17 protein-coding genes are annotated in these 15,687 nt (G+C 33.9%); 14 read left to right on the plus strand and 3 right to left on the minus strand.

Annotated elements, in window-relative coordinates; all coding sequences use genetic code 11:
• Positions 1-487 precede the first annotated feature (487 nt).
• The 8 genes from SLH52_RS03165 to SLH52_RS03200 all read left to right on the plus strand — a co-directional run bounded on the left by SLH52_RS03165 (position 488) and on the right by SLH52_RS03200 (position 5,831).
• Complete coding sequence (locus tag SLH52_RS03165) at positions 488-1,024, plus strand: YqeG family HAD IIIA-type phosphatase (protein ID WP_320207842.1); 537 nt, start codon at positions 488-490, stop codon at positions 1,022-1,024.
• Positions 1,025-1,028: 4 nt separating this feature from the next.
• Positions 1,029-2,135 (plus strand): ribosome biogenesis GTPase YqeH, encoded by a 1,107-nt coding sequence (gene yqeH / locus SLH52_RS03170; RefSeq protein ID WP_320207843.1) that lies wholly within the window; start codon positions 1,029-1,031, stop codon positions 2,133-2,135.
• 327 nt (positions 2,136-2,462) lie between these two features.
• Entirely contained in the window at positions 2,463-3,305 is an 843-nt protein-coding gene (gene aroE / locus SLH52_RS03175; protein ID WP_320207844.1) for a shikimate dehydrogenase, read from the plus strand.
• A complete protein-coding gene (gene yhbY, locus SLH52_RS03180; protein ID WP_320207845.1) occupies positions 3,299-3,592 on the plus strand; it encodes a ribosome assembly RNA-binding protein YhbY in 294 nt (97 codons plus the stop codon). Before aroE ends, yhbY begins: the two co-directional genes overlap by 7 nt.
• Before the next feature lie 12 nt (positions 3,593-3,604).
• Positions 3,605-4,174 (plus strand): nicotinate-nucleotide adenylyltransferase, encoded by a 570-nt coding sequence (locus tag SLH52_RS03185; RefSeq protein ID WP_320207846.1) that lies wholly within the window; start codon positions 3,605-3,607, stop codon positions 4,172-4,174.
• Positions 4,164-4,751, plus strand: a complete 588-nt coding sequence (gene yqeK / locus SLH52_RS03190) for a bis(5'-nucleosyl)-tetraphosphatase (symmetrical) YqeK (RefSeq protein ID WP_320207847.1) — start codon at positions 4,164-4,166, stop codon at positions 4,749-4,751. The genes SLH52_RS03185 and yqeK overlap by 11 nt, the downstream gene beginning before the upstream one ends.
• Positions 4,738-5,094 carry a ribosome silencing factor gene (gene rsfS / locus SLH52_RS03195; RefSeq protein ID WP_214480343.1) on the plus strand — a complete coding sequence of 119 codons (357 nt, stop codon included), beginning with the start codon at positions 4,738-4,740 and terminating at the stop codon, positions 5,092-5,094. The genes yqeK and rsfS overlap by 14 nt, the downstream gene beginning before the upstream one ends.
• Positions 5,091-5,831: a class I SAM-dependent methyltransferase gene (locus tag SLH52_RS03200; protein WP_320207848.1), complete on the plus strand. Its 741-nt coding sequence runs from the start codon at positions 5,091-5,093 to the stop codon at positions 5,829-5,831. The genes rsfS and SLH52_RS03200 overlap by 4 nt, the downstream gene beginning before the upstream one ends.
• Positions 5,832-5,931: 100 nt before the next feature.
• Here SLH52_RS03200 and comER read toward each other — a convergent pair whose 3' ends face one another.
• Entirely contained in the window at positions 5,932-6,750 is an 819-nt protein-coding gene (comER, locus tag SLH52_RS03205; protein ID WP_320207849.1) for a late competence protein ComER, read from the minus strand.
• A gap of 89 nt (positions 6,751-6,839) precedes the next feature.
• Here comER and SLH52_RS03210 point away from each other — a divergent pair, with 89 nt between their 5' ends.
• The 3 genes from SLH52_RS03210 to SLH52_RS03220 all read left to right on the plus strand — a co-directional run bounded on the left by SLH52_RS03210 (position 6,840) and on the right by SLH52_RS03220 (position 10,782).
• Positions 6,840-7,454, plus strand: coding sequence for a helix-hairpin-helix domain-containing protein (locus SLH52_RS03210; protein ID WP_320207850.1), 615 nt, complete (start codon positions 6,840-6,842; stop codon positions 7,452-7,454).
• Positions 7,455-7,774: 320 nt separating this feature from the next.
• Positions 7,775-8,344, plus strand: coding sequence for a ComE operon protein 2 (locus SLH52_RS03215; RefSeq protein ID WP_320207851.1), 570 nt, complete (start codon positions 7,775-7,777; stop codon positions 8,342-8,344).
• Between the two features lie 128 nt (positions 8,345-8,472).
• Entirely contained in the window at positions 8,473-10,782 is a 2,310-nt protein-coding gene (locus SLH52_RS03220; RefSeq protein WP_320207852.1) for a DNA internalization-related competence protein ComEC/Rec2, read from the plus strand.
• A gap of 164 nt (positions 10,783-10,946) precedes the next feature.
• Here the strand turns inward: SLH52_RS03220 and SLH52_RS03225 are convergent, their stop codons facing one another.
• A complete protein-coding gene (locus SLH52_RS03225; RefSeq protein ID WP_320207853.1) occupies positions 10,947-11,081 on the minus strand; it encodes a YqzM family protein in 135 nt (44 codons plus the stop codon).
• Positions 11,082-11,377: 296 nt separating this feature from the next.
• On the opposite strand from SLH52_RS03225, the gene holA reads away from it, so the two are divergent.
• The gene (gene holA / locus SLH52_RS03230; protein WP_320207854.1) at positions 11,378-12,397 is read left to right on the plus strand and encodes a DNA polymerase III subunit delta; all 1,020 of its coding nucleotides are present in this window, start codon (positions 11,378-11,380) and stop codon (positions 12,395-12,397) included.
• 349 nt (positions 12,398-12,746) lie between these two features.
• On the opposite strand, the gene rpsT is transcribed toward holA, so the two are convergent.
• A complete protein-coding gene (gene rpsT / locus SLH52_RS03235; protein ID WP_320207855.1) occupies positions 12,747-13,013 on the minus strand; it encodes a 30S ribosomal protein S20 in 267 nt (88 codons plus the stop codon).
• 184 nt (positions 13,014-13,197) lie between these two features.
• Between rpsT and gpr the strand changes: the two genes are divergently transcribed.
• Together gpr and spoIIP are read left to right on the plus strand one after the other, a co-directional pair.
• Positions 13,198-14,316, plus strand: a complete 1,119-nt coding sequence (gene gpr, locus SLH52_RS03240; RefSeq protein ID WP_320207856.1) for a GPR endopeptidase — start codon at positions 13,198-13,200, stop codon at positions 14,314-14,316.
• A gap of 119 nt (positions 14,317-14,435) precedes the next feature.
• On the plus strand, positions 14,436-15,626 hold the full coding sequence (gene spoIIP, locus SLH52_RS03245) for a stage II sporulation protein P (RefSeq protein WP_320207857.1): 1,191 nt from the start codon (positions 14,436-14,438) through the stop codon (positions 15,624-15,626).
• Positions 15,627-15,687: the final 61 nt, after the last annotated feature.

The raw sequence follows: 15,687 nt of genomic DNA on the forward strand, positions 1-15,687 counted from the left end.
AGCAAGGTGATGCTAATGCGACTTTCATCTTCAATAGATGTTGGTGTGTGTGTTTCTAAAATGAACAACGGCAATCAATGTGAAAACAACCTTTATTAAATGTAAGTAGGTATAGTAGTCATCGTTTTTACAAACGCTTAAAGGAAAATAGTTTTGGAGTTCTAAATGATGTGGAGTAAGCATATTATGGTAAGTTGATTAGATTATCTTCACTTTAACATGAATATATGTAGAGAACAACCGTTCTGTTATCCACAGTTTGAGGTGGACAACCTGTGGGTAAGTTGTTCATAAGTTTCTTTGGGGGCGTTAAATCAGTATGTATAATGTGTATAAAATTATCCACATTTTTTATTGGGAATATTTTGTCGAAAAGTTTTTTGCTAATTTTTGAATAAAACAACATTTGACAAAATGTCAATAAAAGATTGTTTTGAAACTAAACACAAAATTAGGTATGATAATAAGGTTATATAGAGACAATCAAATGATTAAGGTGGTATCTGAATTGCTTAGACATTTTCTACCTAATGAACACGTGAAAAGTGTATTAGATATTAAAGCGCAACACCTTCAGGAAAAAGGAATTAAAGGTGTGATAACGGACCTAGATAACACATTAGTGGAATGGGATCGTCCGAATGCAACACCGAGGTTAATTGAATGGTTTAAAGATATGGAGGAAAGCGGCATTAAAGTTACGATCGTTTCAAATAATAATGAAAACAGGGTAAAATCTTTTTCAGACCCTTTGCATATTCCATTCATATTTGAAGCGAGGAAACCTTTAAAACGTGCATTTGGAAAAGCGCAAAAAAGCATGGATATTTTAAAAGAAGAAACAGTCGTTATTGGAGATCAACTATTAACAGATATATTAGGTGGGAATAGAGGAGGCTATCACACGATTCTTGTCGTACCTGTTGCACAAACAGACGGTTTTTTCACTAGAATTAATCGTAAAATTGAAAGACAACTTTTAGCTTGGATGAAGCGAAAAGGCATGCTTTATTGGGAGGAATAAATAAGTGGAAAATGAACGGATTAGCTGTATTGGTTGTGGCGTAACCATTCAAACAAATGACCCTGATGGAATTGGTTATGCACCAAAGGCTGCACTTAATAAAGGAAATGTTATTTGTAAAAGATGTTTTCGGTTAAAACACTATAATGAAATTCAAGATGTTTCCTTAACAGATGATGATTTTCTAAATATACTAAATGGAATTAGTAAAACAGATGGATTAGTTGTGAAAATTGTTGACATCTTTGATTTTAACGGCAGCTGGTTGCCTGGATTACACAGGTTTGTGGGCAATAAAAATATTATTCTAGTCGGTAATAAAGTTGATTTATTACCAAAGTCTATAAAACATACTAAGGTGATCAATTGGATGAAGCAATCAGCTAAAGAATTAGGCTTGCAGCCGATTGACACGTATTTAATTAGCGCTACAAAAGGTCACGGTGTGCGTGAAGTTGCAGAAATGATTGAACAATATAGAAATGGAAAAGATGTATATATTGTCGGTTGCACCAATGTAGGTAAGTCCACATTCATTAATCAAGTAATTAAAGAGTTTAGTGGCGATGAGGATGTCATAACAACTTCTCAATTTCCGGGAACTACATTAGATATGATAGAAGTACCATTAGATGATGGCTCTTTTCTATACGATACACCTGGAATTATAAATCATCATCAAATGGCTCATTTTGTAGATAAGCGAGATTTAAAGATTATTTCGCCTAAAAAAGAAATCAAACCAAAAGTTTATCAGCTTAATGAGGGGCAAACTTTATATTTTGGAGGTCTAGCGCGCTTTGACTTTATAAAAGGAAATAGAACATCATTTGTATGTTATGTTTCCAATGATTTATCAATACACAGAACTAAGCTTGAAAATGCAGATGATTTATATAAAAAGCATGCTGGGGACCTTTTACAACCACCGCGAAAGGAACATGTTGATGAATTTCCACCACTAATCGCTCATGAATTTACGATTAAAGAAAGAAAAATGGAAATAGTATTTTCTGGTTTAGGTTGGATAACAATAGATGAGCCGGGATTAACAATTTGTGCGCATGTACCGAAAGGTGTAGGTGTATCAATTAGAAAGTCACTAATATAAACATTGACAATGGCTATAATTCATGTACATTTGCAACATGCATGAAACAGTTTAGACGAAATGAATAAATAGCTTTAAGCATTATGTTTTTTTACATGCCATTAGAACAATAATTGAGCTTTTTTGGACCTGTCGGTGCTATGAAGATTAAATGATGCTAATAGACCAGGTTTTGTTTAAGCTTTATTTTAAGCTCTTTTCGTAAACATTGTTGCTAATGTTATTAATGCTACGAACTCTCGTTATCGTGGCAATTTCTTAGGGCGAAAACAACAAATGCAAAAACAGCCTGCTTTAAAAATAGATTTTTATAGGGGATGAGGAAAAGTGACAAAATTATTTGGACTAATTGGTTGTCCAGTTGCTCATTCATTGTCACCACAAATGCATAATGATGCTTTTGCTAATTTAGAGATAGATGCAAAGTATCACGCGTTTCATGTTGAACCAGAAAATTTAGAGAATGCAATATTAGGGTGTAAAGCTCTACAAATTGCTGGTTTTAATGTTACAATACCACATAAAGTAAGTATCATGAAGTACTTAGATGATATCGATCAACTAGCTGAACAAATAGGCGCTGTTAATACAGTTGTAAATAATAATGGAAGATTAATTGGATATAATACCGATGGACCAGGCTATGTTCGTGCTTTAGCAAATATGGTTACATCACAATTAAATAGCAAAAAGATATTAATCATTGGTTCAGGTGGAGCTGCTAGAGGGATTTATTTTTCACTCGCAAAACATGGTGTGCAGAGCATAGACATTTGCAATCGAACGATGACTACCGCAGTAGAGTTAGTAAAACAATGTCAGTTTGATGTTCATTCTTCGGCGTTGACCTTACATGAAGCGGAAACACGGATACCCCATTATGACATTATTATTAATACTACATCTGTAGGTATGAGCCCCAAAACTAATGCTATACCTATAAGTACAAAAAACATTAATAAGAACCATTTAGTATCTGACATTATCTATAATCCACTTGAAACAAAATTGTTAACAGAAGCACGAAACAATGGAGCAGTGGTCCAAAATGGTGTAGATATGTTTGTTTATCAAGGCGCTCTAGCGTTTGAAACGTGGACCAATATGTTTCCAAATACAGCTCGTATGAGAAAGATTGTGTTAAAAAAACTAGGAGGAACAACATGCTAACAGGAAAACAAAAAAGATTTTTACGTTCAAAAGCTCATCATTTAACTCCAATTTTTCAAGTAGGCAAAGGTGGAGTGAATGAAAACATGAATAAACAAATTGGTGAAGCACTAGAAGCAAGAGAACTATTAAAAATAAGTGTACTGCAAAATTGTGAAGATGATCGCAACGTAGTTGCTGAAGATATCGTGAATGGTACAAAGGCTGAATTAGTTCAAATAATAGGTAACACGATCGTTTTATATAAAGAATCAAGAGATAACAAGCAAATTAAACTGCCTTCATAGGGTTAGTTACGTATGAAAAAAGTAGGAATTATTGGTGGGACATTTGATCCTCCTCATAATGGACATTTATTAATAGCAAATGAAGTTTTAGATAAGCTACATTTATCAGAGGTCTGGTTTTTGCCAACGTATACACCTCCACATAAACAACATAAATATATATCTAGTAGTGAAGATAGACTTAAGATGCTGCGACTCGCAATTGGAGATAATCCGTTATTTAAGCTAAATACGATTGAAATTGACCGACAAGGAGTATCATATACGTATGATACAATGAAGATATTGGTTGAACAGTATAGTGATTACAAGTTTTATTTCATTATTGGTGCTGATATGGTGGAATATTTGCCTAAATGGTATAAAATCAATGATCTACTGGAATTAGTAACATTTGTAGGTGTTAAAAGGGGGCAATATGATGTGAATACGAATTACCCTATTCTACAAGTGGTAATTCCACAGTTTGATGTTTCTTCTTCATTGCTTCAACAGAGAATGAAAGAAGGCAAGACGACTCAATATCTTATGCCGAGTAAGGTTAGACAATATATTGCGGAGAATAGGTTATATGAAACGTGAAGAAGCTTTACAAATTGTAAAAGAACAATTAACTGAGCATCGTTATCTACATACGATTGGCGTTATGGAAACTGCGCTTGAATTAGCAAAGAGGTACGATTGTGATCAAAAGAAGTGTGAATTAGCTGCTATCTTTCATGACTATGCAAAATTTAGATCGAAAGAAGTAATGAAAAAAATAATCATTGAGCAAAAAATGAATCAAAATTTATTGCACTTTCATAATGAACTATGGCATGCACCAGTTGGGGCTTATCTTGTACAAACAGAAGTTGGTATTAAAGATATAGCAATCATTAATGCGATAAAATATCATACTTCTGGTAGAGAGAATATGACTTTACTTGAAAAAATTATCTTTTTGGCTGACTATATTGAGCCTGGCAGGCATTTTCCTGGTGTAGAAGAAGTAAGAGCTATAGCTTCTCAGAATTTAAATGATGCTGTCATTCAGGCTTTGCATAACACGATGATGTTTTTAATGAACAAAAAACAGTTAATTTATCCTGATACATTATTAACGTATAACGATTTACTTATGAAAAAAACGGAGGACCAAAAATATGACAAATCATGACTTGTTATTACTTGCTGCCAAAGGTGCAGATGATAAAAGAGCAGAGCAAATTGTAGCTTTAAATATGCAAGGTATTTCACTTATTGCTGATTATTTTTTAATTTGCCAAGGGAATTCTGAAAAACAAATACAAGCGATTGCAAAGGAAATTAAAGATCTTGTTGAAGAACAAGATTATACGGTTAAACGACTCGAGGGCTATGATGAAGCTCGATGGGTTTTAATAGATATTGGAGATGTTGTAGTGCACATTTTTCACAAGGATGAAAGAAGCTATTATAATCTTGAAAAGCTCTGGGGAGATGCACAGAGGGTAGATTTACAACAAGAGCTAAGTCAATGACATACAATCATTTTGCATATTACTATGACCGCTTAATGAAAGATGCCCCCTATGATTTATGGCTGAAGTTCACGAAAGAAAATATAACAAAGTATAGAATTGGTCCAAAAATACTTGATTTGGCTTGTGGTACGGGGGAATTATCCATCCGATTAGCAGATGAAGGATTCGATGTTACGGGTGTAGATATGTCAGAGGATATGCTAGCTGTAGCTTTGGAGAAGTCATTGTCCAATAAACATTCAATTACATTTATACAAAAAGATATGAGAGAGTTATCAGGGTTCCCGTTGTTTGATTGCGTTCTTATATTCTGTGATTCTTTAAATTATTTAATAGAACAACAAGACGTACAACAAACCTTTCGCCATGTATATAATCAGCTAGAAGATGGTGGTTTGTTAATGTTTGATGTTCACTCTGTAAATAAAATCAGTAACTATATAGCAACACATACTTTTGCGCATCATGAACAAGACATTAGTTATATTTGGCAGTGTTTTGATGGTGAACTTTCGAATAGTGTTGAGCATGACCTAGCCTTTTTTGTGAGGGAAGAAGATACAGAATTTTATGCACGCTATGATGAAACTCATACTCAACGTACGTTTTTAATAGATCAATATGAACAGTGGCTTGTTCAAGCAGGATTTACTTTGCTGTCTATCAGTGGAGATTTTACCGTTGAACAAGTGAATGAACAGACAGAAAGAATATTTTTTGTGGCAAGAAAATAAAACTTGTTACATACAAACTAAGGGTCAGACTGAATACAGTCTGACCCTTTGATACCAAATGAAAAAAATTTGAAGGGATTCTGCTTGAAATGTAGAATGATTAAATGAATTGGTTATGAACATCCTCTATATCTTCACAAAACTTGTCATGAGTGCTTTGAAATAAATGTTCAAACATGTCACCTAGTTCTTTTTCTAATACTTCAATACCTACCCCTGTAACACCGCCTTTTACACATACCTTCTCCTGAAGCGTTTGTAAAGTGAAAATATCTTTTTGTAAAAGCTCACCCATCCCGATTATCATTCCTGTCGCCAAAGTAGTTGCTTGCTCTCTCGTAATCTCCGTCTTATTTGCAGCTGCATCGATAAATCTTTGTATTAAATAACTGAAAAATGCTGGTCCACAGCTTACTATGTCAGATGCTACTCTGGTAACTTGTTCTTCAATGAGAACGGGTTCAGATATATTTGAAAATAAGTAATTAATATAGGATATATAATGCTGGCTGCAACTTTCGCCAAAGGATATTAATGAAATTCCAGAAAACGCTCGATTTGTAATGCTTGGAATAACCCTTGCAACTTGACAGTTTACCATAGATTCAATTTGATGTACTGATATTGGACTGGTTATTGAAACGAGACATTTATTATGTGTTAAACAAGGTGAAATTTGTTGTAAAAGGGGGTGAATTTGTAGTGGTTTAACACAAATAAAAATGATATCTGACTGGGTTATGACATCTTCAGCATCAGAAGTAACTGTTATTTCAGGGAAGTTTATCTTAATTTTTTCTGCTTTTTCAATCGTCCGATTGAATATACACAGTTTTGATGGTAATAGAGCTTTTGATTCAATAAACGCCTCAATTAATACCTTGCCCATATTTCCGGTACCGATAATCCCTACATTCATTTTAAGATCCCCTCCTGACGTAACAATATCTCTCCTATACAATATGATTTTCATTTTTACTTTATGACTGAATTGAAAGGAGCTTAATTATGGAATTTCTAAGAAAATACCAGCAATATTGGTTTGTTGCTTTAATAATCTTAATTATTTTCACTGGTATTGTTGTTAATATGATAACAAGACCTGATGAAACGGCTATGGTTGACAGCAATTTACAATCCTTTCTAGAGCAACAAGACAAACCGATCGCAGAAAGTAGCACGGAAGTATCTCATGCAATATACGTCGATATAAAAGGAGCAGTTGCTTCGGAAGGGGTCTATGAAATGGCAGAAGGCTCTAGGGTAATGGATGTCATTGAACAGGCAGGAGGAGTATTAGAGTTTGCAGACATGTCTAAAGTAAACTTGGCACAATTAGTTTATGATGAAATGGTCCTTTATGTACCTAAGCAGGGAGAGGAGAATTATGATTTACAACATTCATTAATAGGAAAAGAAAAAGATAAAGATAAAGTTGATCTAAATCGTGCCACAATGGCTGAATTAGAATCTTTGCCAGGAATTGGAGTTAAAAAGGCTGAAGCGATTTTATCGTATCGTGAGGAATATGGATCTTTTCAAGCGGTTGAAGATTTGTTAAAAATATCTGGAATTGGTGAAAAATCATTAGAAAAGTTGCTTGAATACGTAGTAGTAAGGTAAATGTATGAATTTGACATGGCCATATCACAAGCTCTTTTATTATTGCTGTAAAAAAGAATTATACGAGGTTGTTATACAACGATTATCATTTTAAAGAAGAAAAGCTGGTTCGAATTTTGTTTTTGTACACTTGTTAATTCCTTAAAAGGAAAACAATCAGAAAAAACAATTGAAAAAGGCTGATGAGAAGCTTACTGCTTGTCAAAAAATTTTCTACGATTGATTGTTATTAATATGCAAAAAGTATGATATCGAAAATTGACGAATCTACACATCTTTCATTACACTATTGATATATTGAACATATTGGGGGAGTCTTTATGGAACGTATTTCATGGGATCAATATTTTATGGCACAAAGTCATTTACTAGCATTGCGAAGTACATGTACAAGGCTTGCTGTTGGTGCCACAATCGTAAGGGACAAGAGGATAATTGCTGGTGGATATAATGGATCTATAGCAGGTGGCACACATTGTGTTGATGAGGGTTGTTACGTAATTGATAACCACTGTGTAAGGACGATTCATGCAGAAATGAATGCTATTTTACAATGTGCTAAATTTGGGGTTCCTACAGAAGGTGCTGAAATTTATGTTACGCATTTTCCATGTCTACAGTGCTGTAAAGCGATTGTACAAAGTGGAATAAAGGCAGTATATTATGCGAACGATTATAAAAACCATCCGTATGCACTAGAAATGTTTAAAGAGTCTAATATATTGGTTGATCAAGTTGAAGTAGATGAAATGATTATTGATTTAAAAAATCAAGAAAAACTTCTATTCGTCACCTCGTTGATTAAGAGGTTGGCTGATGAGGGTTTAGATAGTAAAGAAATTAGTAAGCTACATGATGAGACAAATAAGCTGTTTACCTCATATGTGTAAATAGACAAGCCCTTAAACTCAGTTAGGTACAAATGGAGTAAGTAGGTGGAGAACACTCTCCACCGGTATTTGTATCTAAGCTTGCATGCTATGAGCTATTTATAACACCTTCATATAAGGAGGTATTTATGAACAAAAGTTACATGTATGCTTTAATAGCAGCTGTATTAGGAATATTAACCTCATATCACTCATTACATCCTACCGTATTGTTTTGTTTACTCCTCTATTTTGTTTACGTATTTTTTAAAGAGAGATATACTACAGCCGTTATTTTTTTCACACTGTACATTTTTTTCTTCCTTTATGCAACTTATATAGATAAACAAAATATAAGTAACATCTCCCCGACAGCTACCGAATTTATTGTTAAATTCACTTCTGATATTCAAATTAATGGTAACCAGTTAACGACAACAGTCAAACTTCCAAATAAGGAAAAAGTGTTATTACGATTTAAAATAAGCTCTAAAATGGAGAAGGAAGCTTTATCTTCTATACAATTAGGTATGAAGTGTTATTTAACAGGGACACTTGAAGAACCAGCTAGTAGTAGAAATCCTTATGAATTTAATTATAAATCATATTTGCGAAGTCACAGAGTACATTGGATTCTTAAACCAGAAAGCATTCAATTGAATCAATGCTCTACAGATGGTATGACTCTGTATGATCATATAGTATTAATGAGACAAAAAGGTATCAAGTTTACGATGGTCAATCTTTCTACCGTATCATCAGGGTTCGTTACAGCGTTAATATATGGATATCGACATGCTATAGATGAACAAGTGTTATCTTCTTATCAGAAATTAGGTATCGTTCATTTGTTAGCCATTTCAGGACTACACGTTGGGTTTGTGACAGGTTTCATATATTTAATAGGTTTAAGGATTGGCATAACACGTGAAACAATGACTAATTTACTACTATTTATCATCCCTGTATACATTATTGTAGCAGGAGGATCACCTTCGGTAATGAGGGCAGGTTTTATGACATGGTGTATATTCTTAGCCATTAAATTATCATTAAAAGTCCACATCATCAATGTTCTAAGTTTAATATGTTTATGTATGTTACTAATCGATCCATATCAGTTATTTGAAGTTGGATTTCAGTTGTCATTTATCGTTACTTATTCATTAATTTTTTCAGCCAACAAAATTATTATGCACAAAAAAAATAGGATATCTCAATTATTATGGGTGTCAGTAATTGCTCAATTATCAGCATTACCGATTATTATATATAATTTTTATGAAATATCTCCCCTTAGTATCCTTCTTAACCTTTTGTTCGTACCATTTTTTTCTTTGTTTATTCTCCCTTTGTCATTTATAACATTAACAAGTTTTTTTATTTATCCATCAATAGGTAAGTTAGTTGATTTATGCCTTTCTTTTGCTCTAAATAATGCAAATGAGTTTGTTTCTTCGTTATCCAGCATTTCAATATCATCTCTTACATTTGGAAGGCCAACTACAATCGTTATGTTTGGGTATGCTTTTAGTATTATTCTGTTCTTTATATATTTAGAGAAAGAAGGGACTTGGAGAAGGTTAACCGTTCCGATTTGTATATTTTTTATTGTAGTATTGTTTAATTGGAACTGGTATTTTTTTAGCAACCAAGGGGAAGTCATAATGCTTGATATTGGTCAAGGCGACAGTATATTAATTACACTTCCAAATCGAAAGGCGGTTTATTTAATTGATACCGGAGGTTCTATACCATTTACTCAAGAATTATGGCAACAGAAGAGTAACACATTTCAAGTAGGTGAAGATGTAATATTACCTTTATTAAAAGCAAAAGGTATTAGAAAAATTGATAAATTAATTTTAACTCATAGTGATATGGACCATGCAGGAGAATCGTTTACGTTGTTTGATAACATCCACATAGACGAAGTAGTATTGTCTAATACAAAGCTTATTACTAATTTTGAAAAGGAATTAGTTGGAAAAGCAATATCTTCAAATACACATATAACATTAGTAAAAAAAGGGGATCAATGGATAGATCATGGGTATACATTTTATGTATTATCACCAAGTGGAACAGAAATAGATGAGAACAATCAATCAATTGTGATTTTTACCGCTATCGGTGGTTTAGATTGGCTTTTTACTGGAGATTTAGAGGCGGAAGGAGAGTTGGCACTTATGAGATCCTTTCCGAATTTATCAAGTAACGTATTGAAAGTTGGTCATCATGGTAGCGATACTTCAACTACAGAACAATTTCTTACAGCCATTAACCCATCATTTGCATTAATATCCGCTGGAAAAAATAATATATTCAATCATCCCCATGAAAAGGTAATAGATCGTTTAGCTATAAGAAATATTCGTATATTTAGAACAGATAAACATGGAGCAATCATATACACATATACAAATGAAACTGGAACCTTTTACACAATATCACCATAACATAAATTAAGAAAACGTAGGCAACTCCAATATTATCTCTTCTAAGCAGTTTTAACAGTTATTTTAAAGCAATCTGTTCAGTCCTATGTACGAAAAAAATCAATGCGAACACACCCTCAAAAAAAGACTGTCAAACGACAGTCTCAAGTGTGATGAGGTGGTTATTAAGAACCTAAAAGTTTAACTACTGTAGCAATGATAAACATAGTTGCAAAAAATCCGAAAGATACGATAAACCCAACTCCTGAATCTATAGCATCGTTTCGCTTACTTTGGACATTTTCTTCAAATTGATTCACAAAATACCCCTCCCTAATTCAATAATAGTATAAGCGAAAGTTCATAAAAAATCTACATTCATTAGTTTGTTTTCCTACAATGACAAGAGTTGTCACAAATAGTTCTTAATTTATACGGGAATGATATTCATACAAATTAATATCGTTACAATATAAGTGACTCGGGGCTTATGCTGTAACGTTCATATAAACTGGGAATTGGTCGTTATGGGAGATCGGTTCCCATTGCCACTTGTAAAAGTGGGAAAATACTTTTACCATATGAAGAGAACCATTTCGTAGATCGGAGAGAAAAAATGGCACTTGACATATGGAGGAAAATTAAACAAGACAATATTAACAACTTATACTTATTATATGGAAAAGAAACATATTTACTCAATGAGACAAAAAAATTACTTATTTCTCACGGGTTAAAGAATGAAGAAAGAGAATTTAATTTATCTACATATAATTTAGAGGAAACTCCTATAGAAGCTGGGATAGAAGATGCAGAAACATATCCGTTTTTTGGTGATAAAAAAATCGTCATATTTAACAATCCTACTTTTTTGACTAGTGAGAAGGGTAAAATCGAACATGATTTAAAAAAGCTGGAATCTTATATGAATCAGCCAGCAGATTTTTCAATTATAGTATTTTATGCTCCATATGAAAAATTAGATGAGAGAAAAAAGCTTACTAAATTACTAAAGAAAAATGCGGAATTACTTGTAGCTAACACATTGACAGAACAAGAGCTTCAAAAATGGATAGTGGAAAGAGCAGAATCATTTCAAGTGATTATACAAAATGATGCCGTGGAAGAAATGCTACGTTTAGTAGGTACGAATCTTATGCTACTTACAACTGAAATTGATAAATTAGCATTATACGTAGGACCCGGTGGGAAGATATCACACGAAACAGTAACATTACTTGTAGCTAGAACACTTGAACAAAATATTTTTACATTGATAGATTTTATTGTTCAGAGAAAACCAGCTGAAGCAATGCAAATTTTATTTGATTTAATCGAGCAAAAGGAAGAGCCGATAAAGATATTGTCTTTAGTATCAAACCAGTTTCGCTTAATATATCAAGTGAAAGAATTAGCAAGACAAGGCTATAACCAACAAAAAATTTCATCGATTATAAAAGTTCATCCATATCGCGTAAAGCTAGCTGCTGGGCAAGCTAAGCTCTTTGGGGATCAAGAATTAAAAGGAATTATCGGTCAACTAGCAGAAGCAGACTACGATATGAAAGTCGGTAATATAGATAAACAATTGATTTTAGAACTATTTATTATGTCATTACAAGAGCAAATACACTAAACGCATTTTACAGGTGATTGTGTTTTTAACGATGGCTGTTTTCTCATCATGTTGTTTTTCGTACTTGAAAATAAACACGAATACAGCTACCTTCGTGGCACTTTTTCTTCTCCAAAAGCTAAAAAAATCACACAAAACAAACTTCCCTTCTCCGTACCAAAAAAACAAGCTTGAACATCGCGTATTAGGTGGTCAAGCTTGTTTTTTATGGGGATTTTACATCCTATGTTTTCACTAACATTCAAAGTTTTATACATAGCGGTTATATTATGTTATTTTCTCATCATATTGTTTTTCGTACTAAATAGCAGCAAAAAGAAAACGACCCTTTAAAAAGGATCGCATGTTATTAAGCAGTAATGCTGTTTAATTTTTTTGCTAAGCGAGATTTTTGACGGGATGCAACATTTTTATGGATGATCCCCTTGCTTGCAGCTTTATCTAGCTTTTTAGAAGCTAATACAAATGCAGCTTGCGCATTTTCAACGTCTTTGTTGTCAACAAGTACTTCAAAGTTTTTAACAGCAGAGCGCATTGCAGTTTTAAGTGTAGCATTATGAGCACGACGCTTATCGCCTGTTTTTACACGTTTAATAGCTGATTTAATATTTGGCATGTATTTCACCTCCCAAAAATAACAATCGAGATGATGTAAACTCGACATATCACTTACATTAGAACACATGATATTCTATCAAACGAGGACTAATAATGCAATACTTATTCGACAATGAATGTTTCTATTGACTGGTGGTAAAACTAGATTATAAATCGATTTGAAAAAAAGGGGTGCATTCTTTTTGTCTCAATTAGACCTAAGTAAGTATTCTGTACGAACCGATTTAGCAATAGAAGCTCATGAAATGGCATTAGAAAGCAATGCGAGGGAAGAAGCTAAAAAGGAACAATCGTCAATCAATGGAGTGGTAGTAAAAGAGAATGATATCGGCGGTGTAAAGGTTACGAAAGTTGATATAAATAATGACGGGGCTAAGGCGGTAGGAAAAAAAGCTGGATGTTACGTCACTCTTCAAGCAGAAGGGATTAGACAACAGGATACTGAGTTACAACAGCATGTCGAAGAAGTTTTCGCTAATGAATTCAGTAATTTTTTACAGCAGTTAAACATTCAAAAAGATGCTAGTTGTTTAGTCGTTGGCTTAGGAAACTGGAACGTTACTCCTGATGCTTTAGGACCTATAGCAGTAGAAAACTTGTTAATTACTAGACATCTATTTAAACTTCAACCTGAAAGTATCCAGGGTGGCTTTAGATCAGTAAGTGCCATCGCACCAGGTGTAATGGGTTTAACCGGGATAGAAACAAGTAATATTATTCACGGGGTTATCGAAAAGTCACAACCTGATTTTGTTATTGCAATTGATGCATTAGCTGCAAGGTCAATTGAACGTGTAAATGCTACAATTCAAATCTCTGATACAGGCATTCATCCTGGGTCTGGTGTGGGTAATAAGCGTAAAGAACTGAGTATTGAAACGTTGGGCATTCCTGTTATAGCAATTGGTATCCCAACTGTTGTTGATGCAGTCTCAATTACTAGTGACACCGTTGACTTTATATTGAAACACTTTGGTAGAGAAATGAAAGAGGGAAGCCGTCCATCTCGTTCACTTGCACCTGCGGGAATGACCTTTGGAGAAAGACGAAAACTTACAGAAGAAGATTTACCGGAAGATCCGCATCGTCAAACGTTTATGGGGATGGTGGGAACTCTAGAAGAAGATGAGAAGCGTAAATTAATTCATGAGGTACTATCACCACTTGGACATAACTTAATGGTAACTCCGAAAGAAGTAGATGTATTTATTGAAGATATGGCGAATGTTATTGCATCAGGCTTAAATGCTGCCTTACATGATCAAGTTGATCAGGATAATGCAGGGGCGTATACACATTGAGGAAGTTCTATGGAACGAAAGAAACAGAGCTTTAAACATGCACGGCAAGGAGTGGTAAGGTTCTATTTCTCAAGGGTTGATCATACTGATTAAGTAGACAAGCTTTGGAGGGATATGCCATGAGATTTGAGCGAGGTCAAGGAATGGTTATGACAATAAAGGGGTCTAATATAAAAAAAACAATAATCATCATGATGTTAGGTTGCATGATGATATTTTCGGTTACTGCAATAATGACATCGCTAAAGCCAAAATATCGTATTTCGTCATCTTCCATCAACGATTTAACAACTAGTCTTACTAGTGAATCATTACTTTATTTATTATCACTTGAAAATCATTATTTTTCTCAAATTTTATCAACTAAACCAGAAACAAATTTCCCTTCTCTACTTTTTGAAATGGCAACGAGCATTAACCTTGATGACCCACGGAGCTTACTTGGCAGTGAATTACCTGGTTATGCGTTGTATGACAGTAAAATAATTGTCGCTGGTGAAGGAACTAATTACACAAATTTACCTTATGAATCAGCGCCTCCAATAGAGGTATTACTAGCTGAAAGAGATGCTTCAGTTCAAAATATGGAAGAAGTGGATGGTGAAACTGAAGAAGTAACTCCCCCAGTATTAACAACAAACGGTAAAGACGTTGTCTACATTTATCATACACATAGTCGTGAATCTTACTTACCTCATCTAGAAGGGGTAACTGAACCTGATAAAGCTTATCATTCCGAAGTTAATGTTACCTTAGTTGGTGAGCGTCTAGCATCTGAGTTGGAAAAAAGAGGGATAGGAGTTCAGCTAGATCAAACAGACATAATGGGACAATTAATCGCTAAAAAGTGGGAGTTTTTTCAGGCATATGACCAATCCAAACCTTTAGTGCAAAGTGCAATGACTAGTAACCGTGATTTGCAATATTTTATAGATATTCACCGTGATGCCAATAGGAAAGAACAAACAACACATGTGATTAATGGTAAATCATATGCTAAGACCGCTTTTGTTATTGGAGGAAATAATGCTCGTTATGAACGTAACCTTAAGCTCGCTGATGACCTACATCAATTGTTACAGCAAAAATACCCTGGTCTAAGTAGAGGGGTATTTGAATGGAGTGGAGAAGGAGTAAATGGTATGTATAATCAAGACCTATCGGACAATGTCATGCTAATAGAATTTGGTGGCGTGGATAATACCTTTGAGGAATTGAACCGTACTGCAGCAGCTATTGCTGATGTCTTTAGTGAGTATTATTGGCAAGCTGAGAAAGTATCTACCGAATCAGATGCGACTGCACAGTAATTTAATTAATTTAATTGTTCGTTAATGCTTCGTTCTCATGAAAGAAATCTCTTCATTTTAG

Origin of the sequence: Cytobacillus sp. IB215665 (assembly GCF_033963835.1) — a bacterium.
Classification (GTDB): Bacteria; Bacillota; Bacilli; order Bacillales; family SM2101; genus Nanhaiella.

Coding starts and splice junctions, on each gene's coding strand:
- SLH52_RS03165 (WP_320207842.1), top strand. CDS start 488: ATGATTAAGGTGGTATCTGAATTGCTTAGACATTTTCTACCTAATGAA.
- yhbY (WP_320207845.1), top strand. CDS start 3,299: ATGCTAACAGGAAAACAAAAAAGATTTTTACGTTCAAAAGCTCATCAT.
- SLH52_RS03185 (WP_320207846.1), top strand. CDS start 3,605: ATGAAAAAAGTAGGAATTATTGGTGGGACATTTGATCCTCCTCATAAT.
- yqeK (WP_320207847.1), top strand. CDS start 4,164: ATGAAACGTGAAGAAGCTTTACAAATTGTAAAAGAACAATTAACTGAG.
- rsfS (WP_214480343.1), top strand. CDS start 4,738: ATGACAAATCATGACTTGTTATTACTTGCTGCCAAAGGTGCAGATGAT.
- SLH52_RS03200 (WP_320207848.1), top strand. CDS start 5,091: ATGACATACAATCATTTTGCATATTACTATGACCGCTTAATGAAAGAT.
- comER (WP_320207849.1), bottom strand. CDS start 6,750: ATGAATGTAGGGATTATCGGTACCGGAAATATGGGCAAGGTATTAATT.
- SLH52_RS03210 (WP_320207850.1), top strand. CDS start 6,840: ATGGAATTTCTAAGAAAATACCAGCAATATTGGTTTGTTGCTTTAATA.
- SLH52_RS03215 (WP_320207851.1), top strand. CDS start 7,775: ATGGAACGTATTTCATGGGATCAATATTTTATGGCACAAAGTCATTTA.
- SLH52_RS03220 (WP_320207852.1), top strand. CDS start 8,473: ATGAACAAAAGTTACATGTATGCTTTAATAGCAGCTGTATTAGGAATA.
- holA (WP_320207854.1), top strand. CDS start 11,378: ATGGCACTTGACATATGGAGGAAAATTAAACAAGACAATATTAACAAC.
- rpsT (WP_320207855.1), bottom strand. CDS start 13,013: ATGCCAAATATTAAATCAGCTATTAAACGTGTAAAAACAGGCGATAAG.
- spoIIP (WP_320207857.1), top strand. CDS start 14,436: ATGAGATTTGAGCGAGGTCAAGGAATGGTTATGACAATAAAGGGGTCT.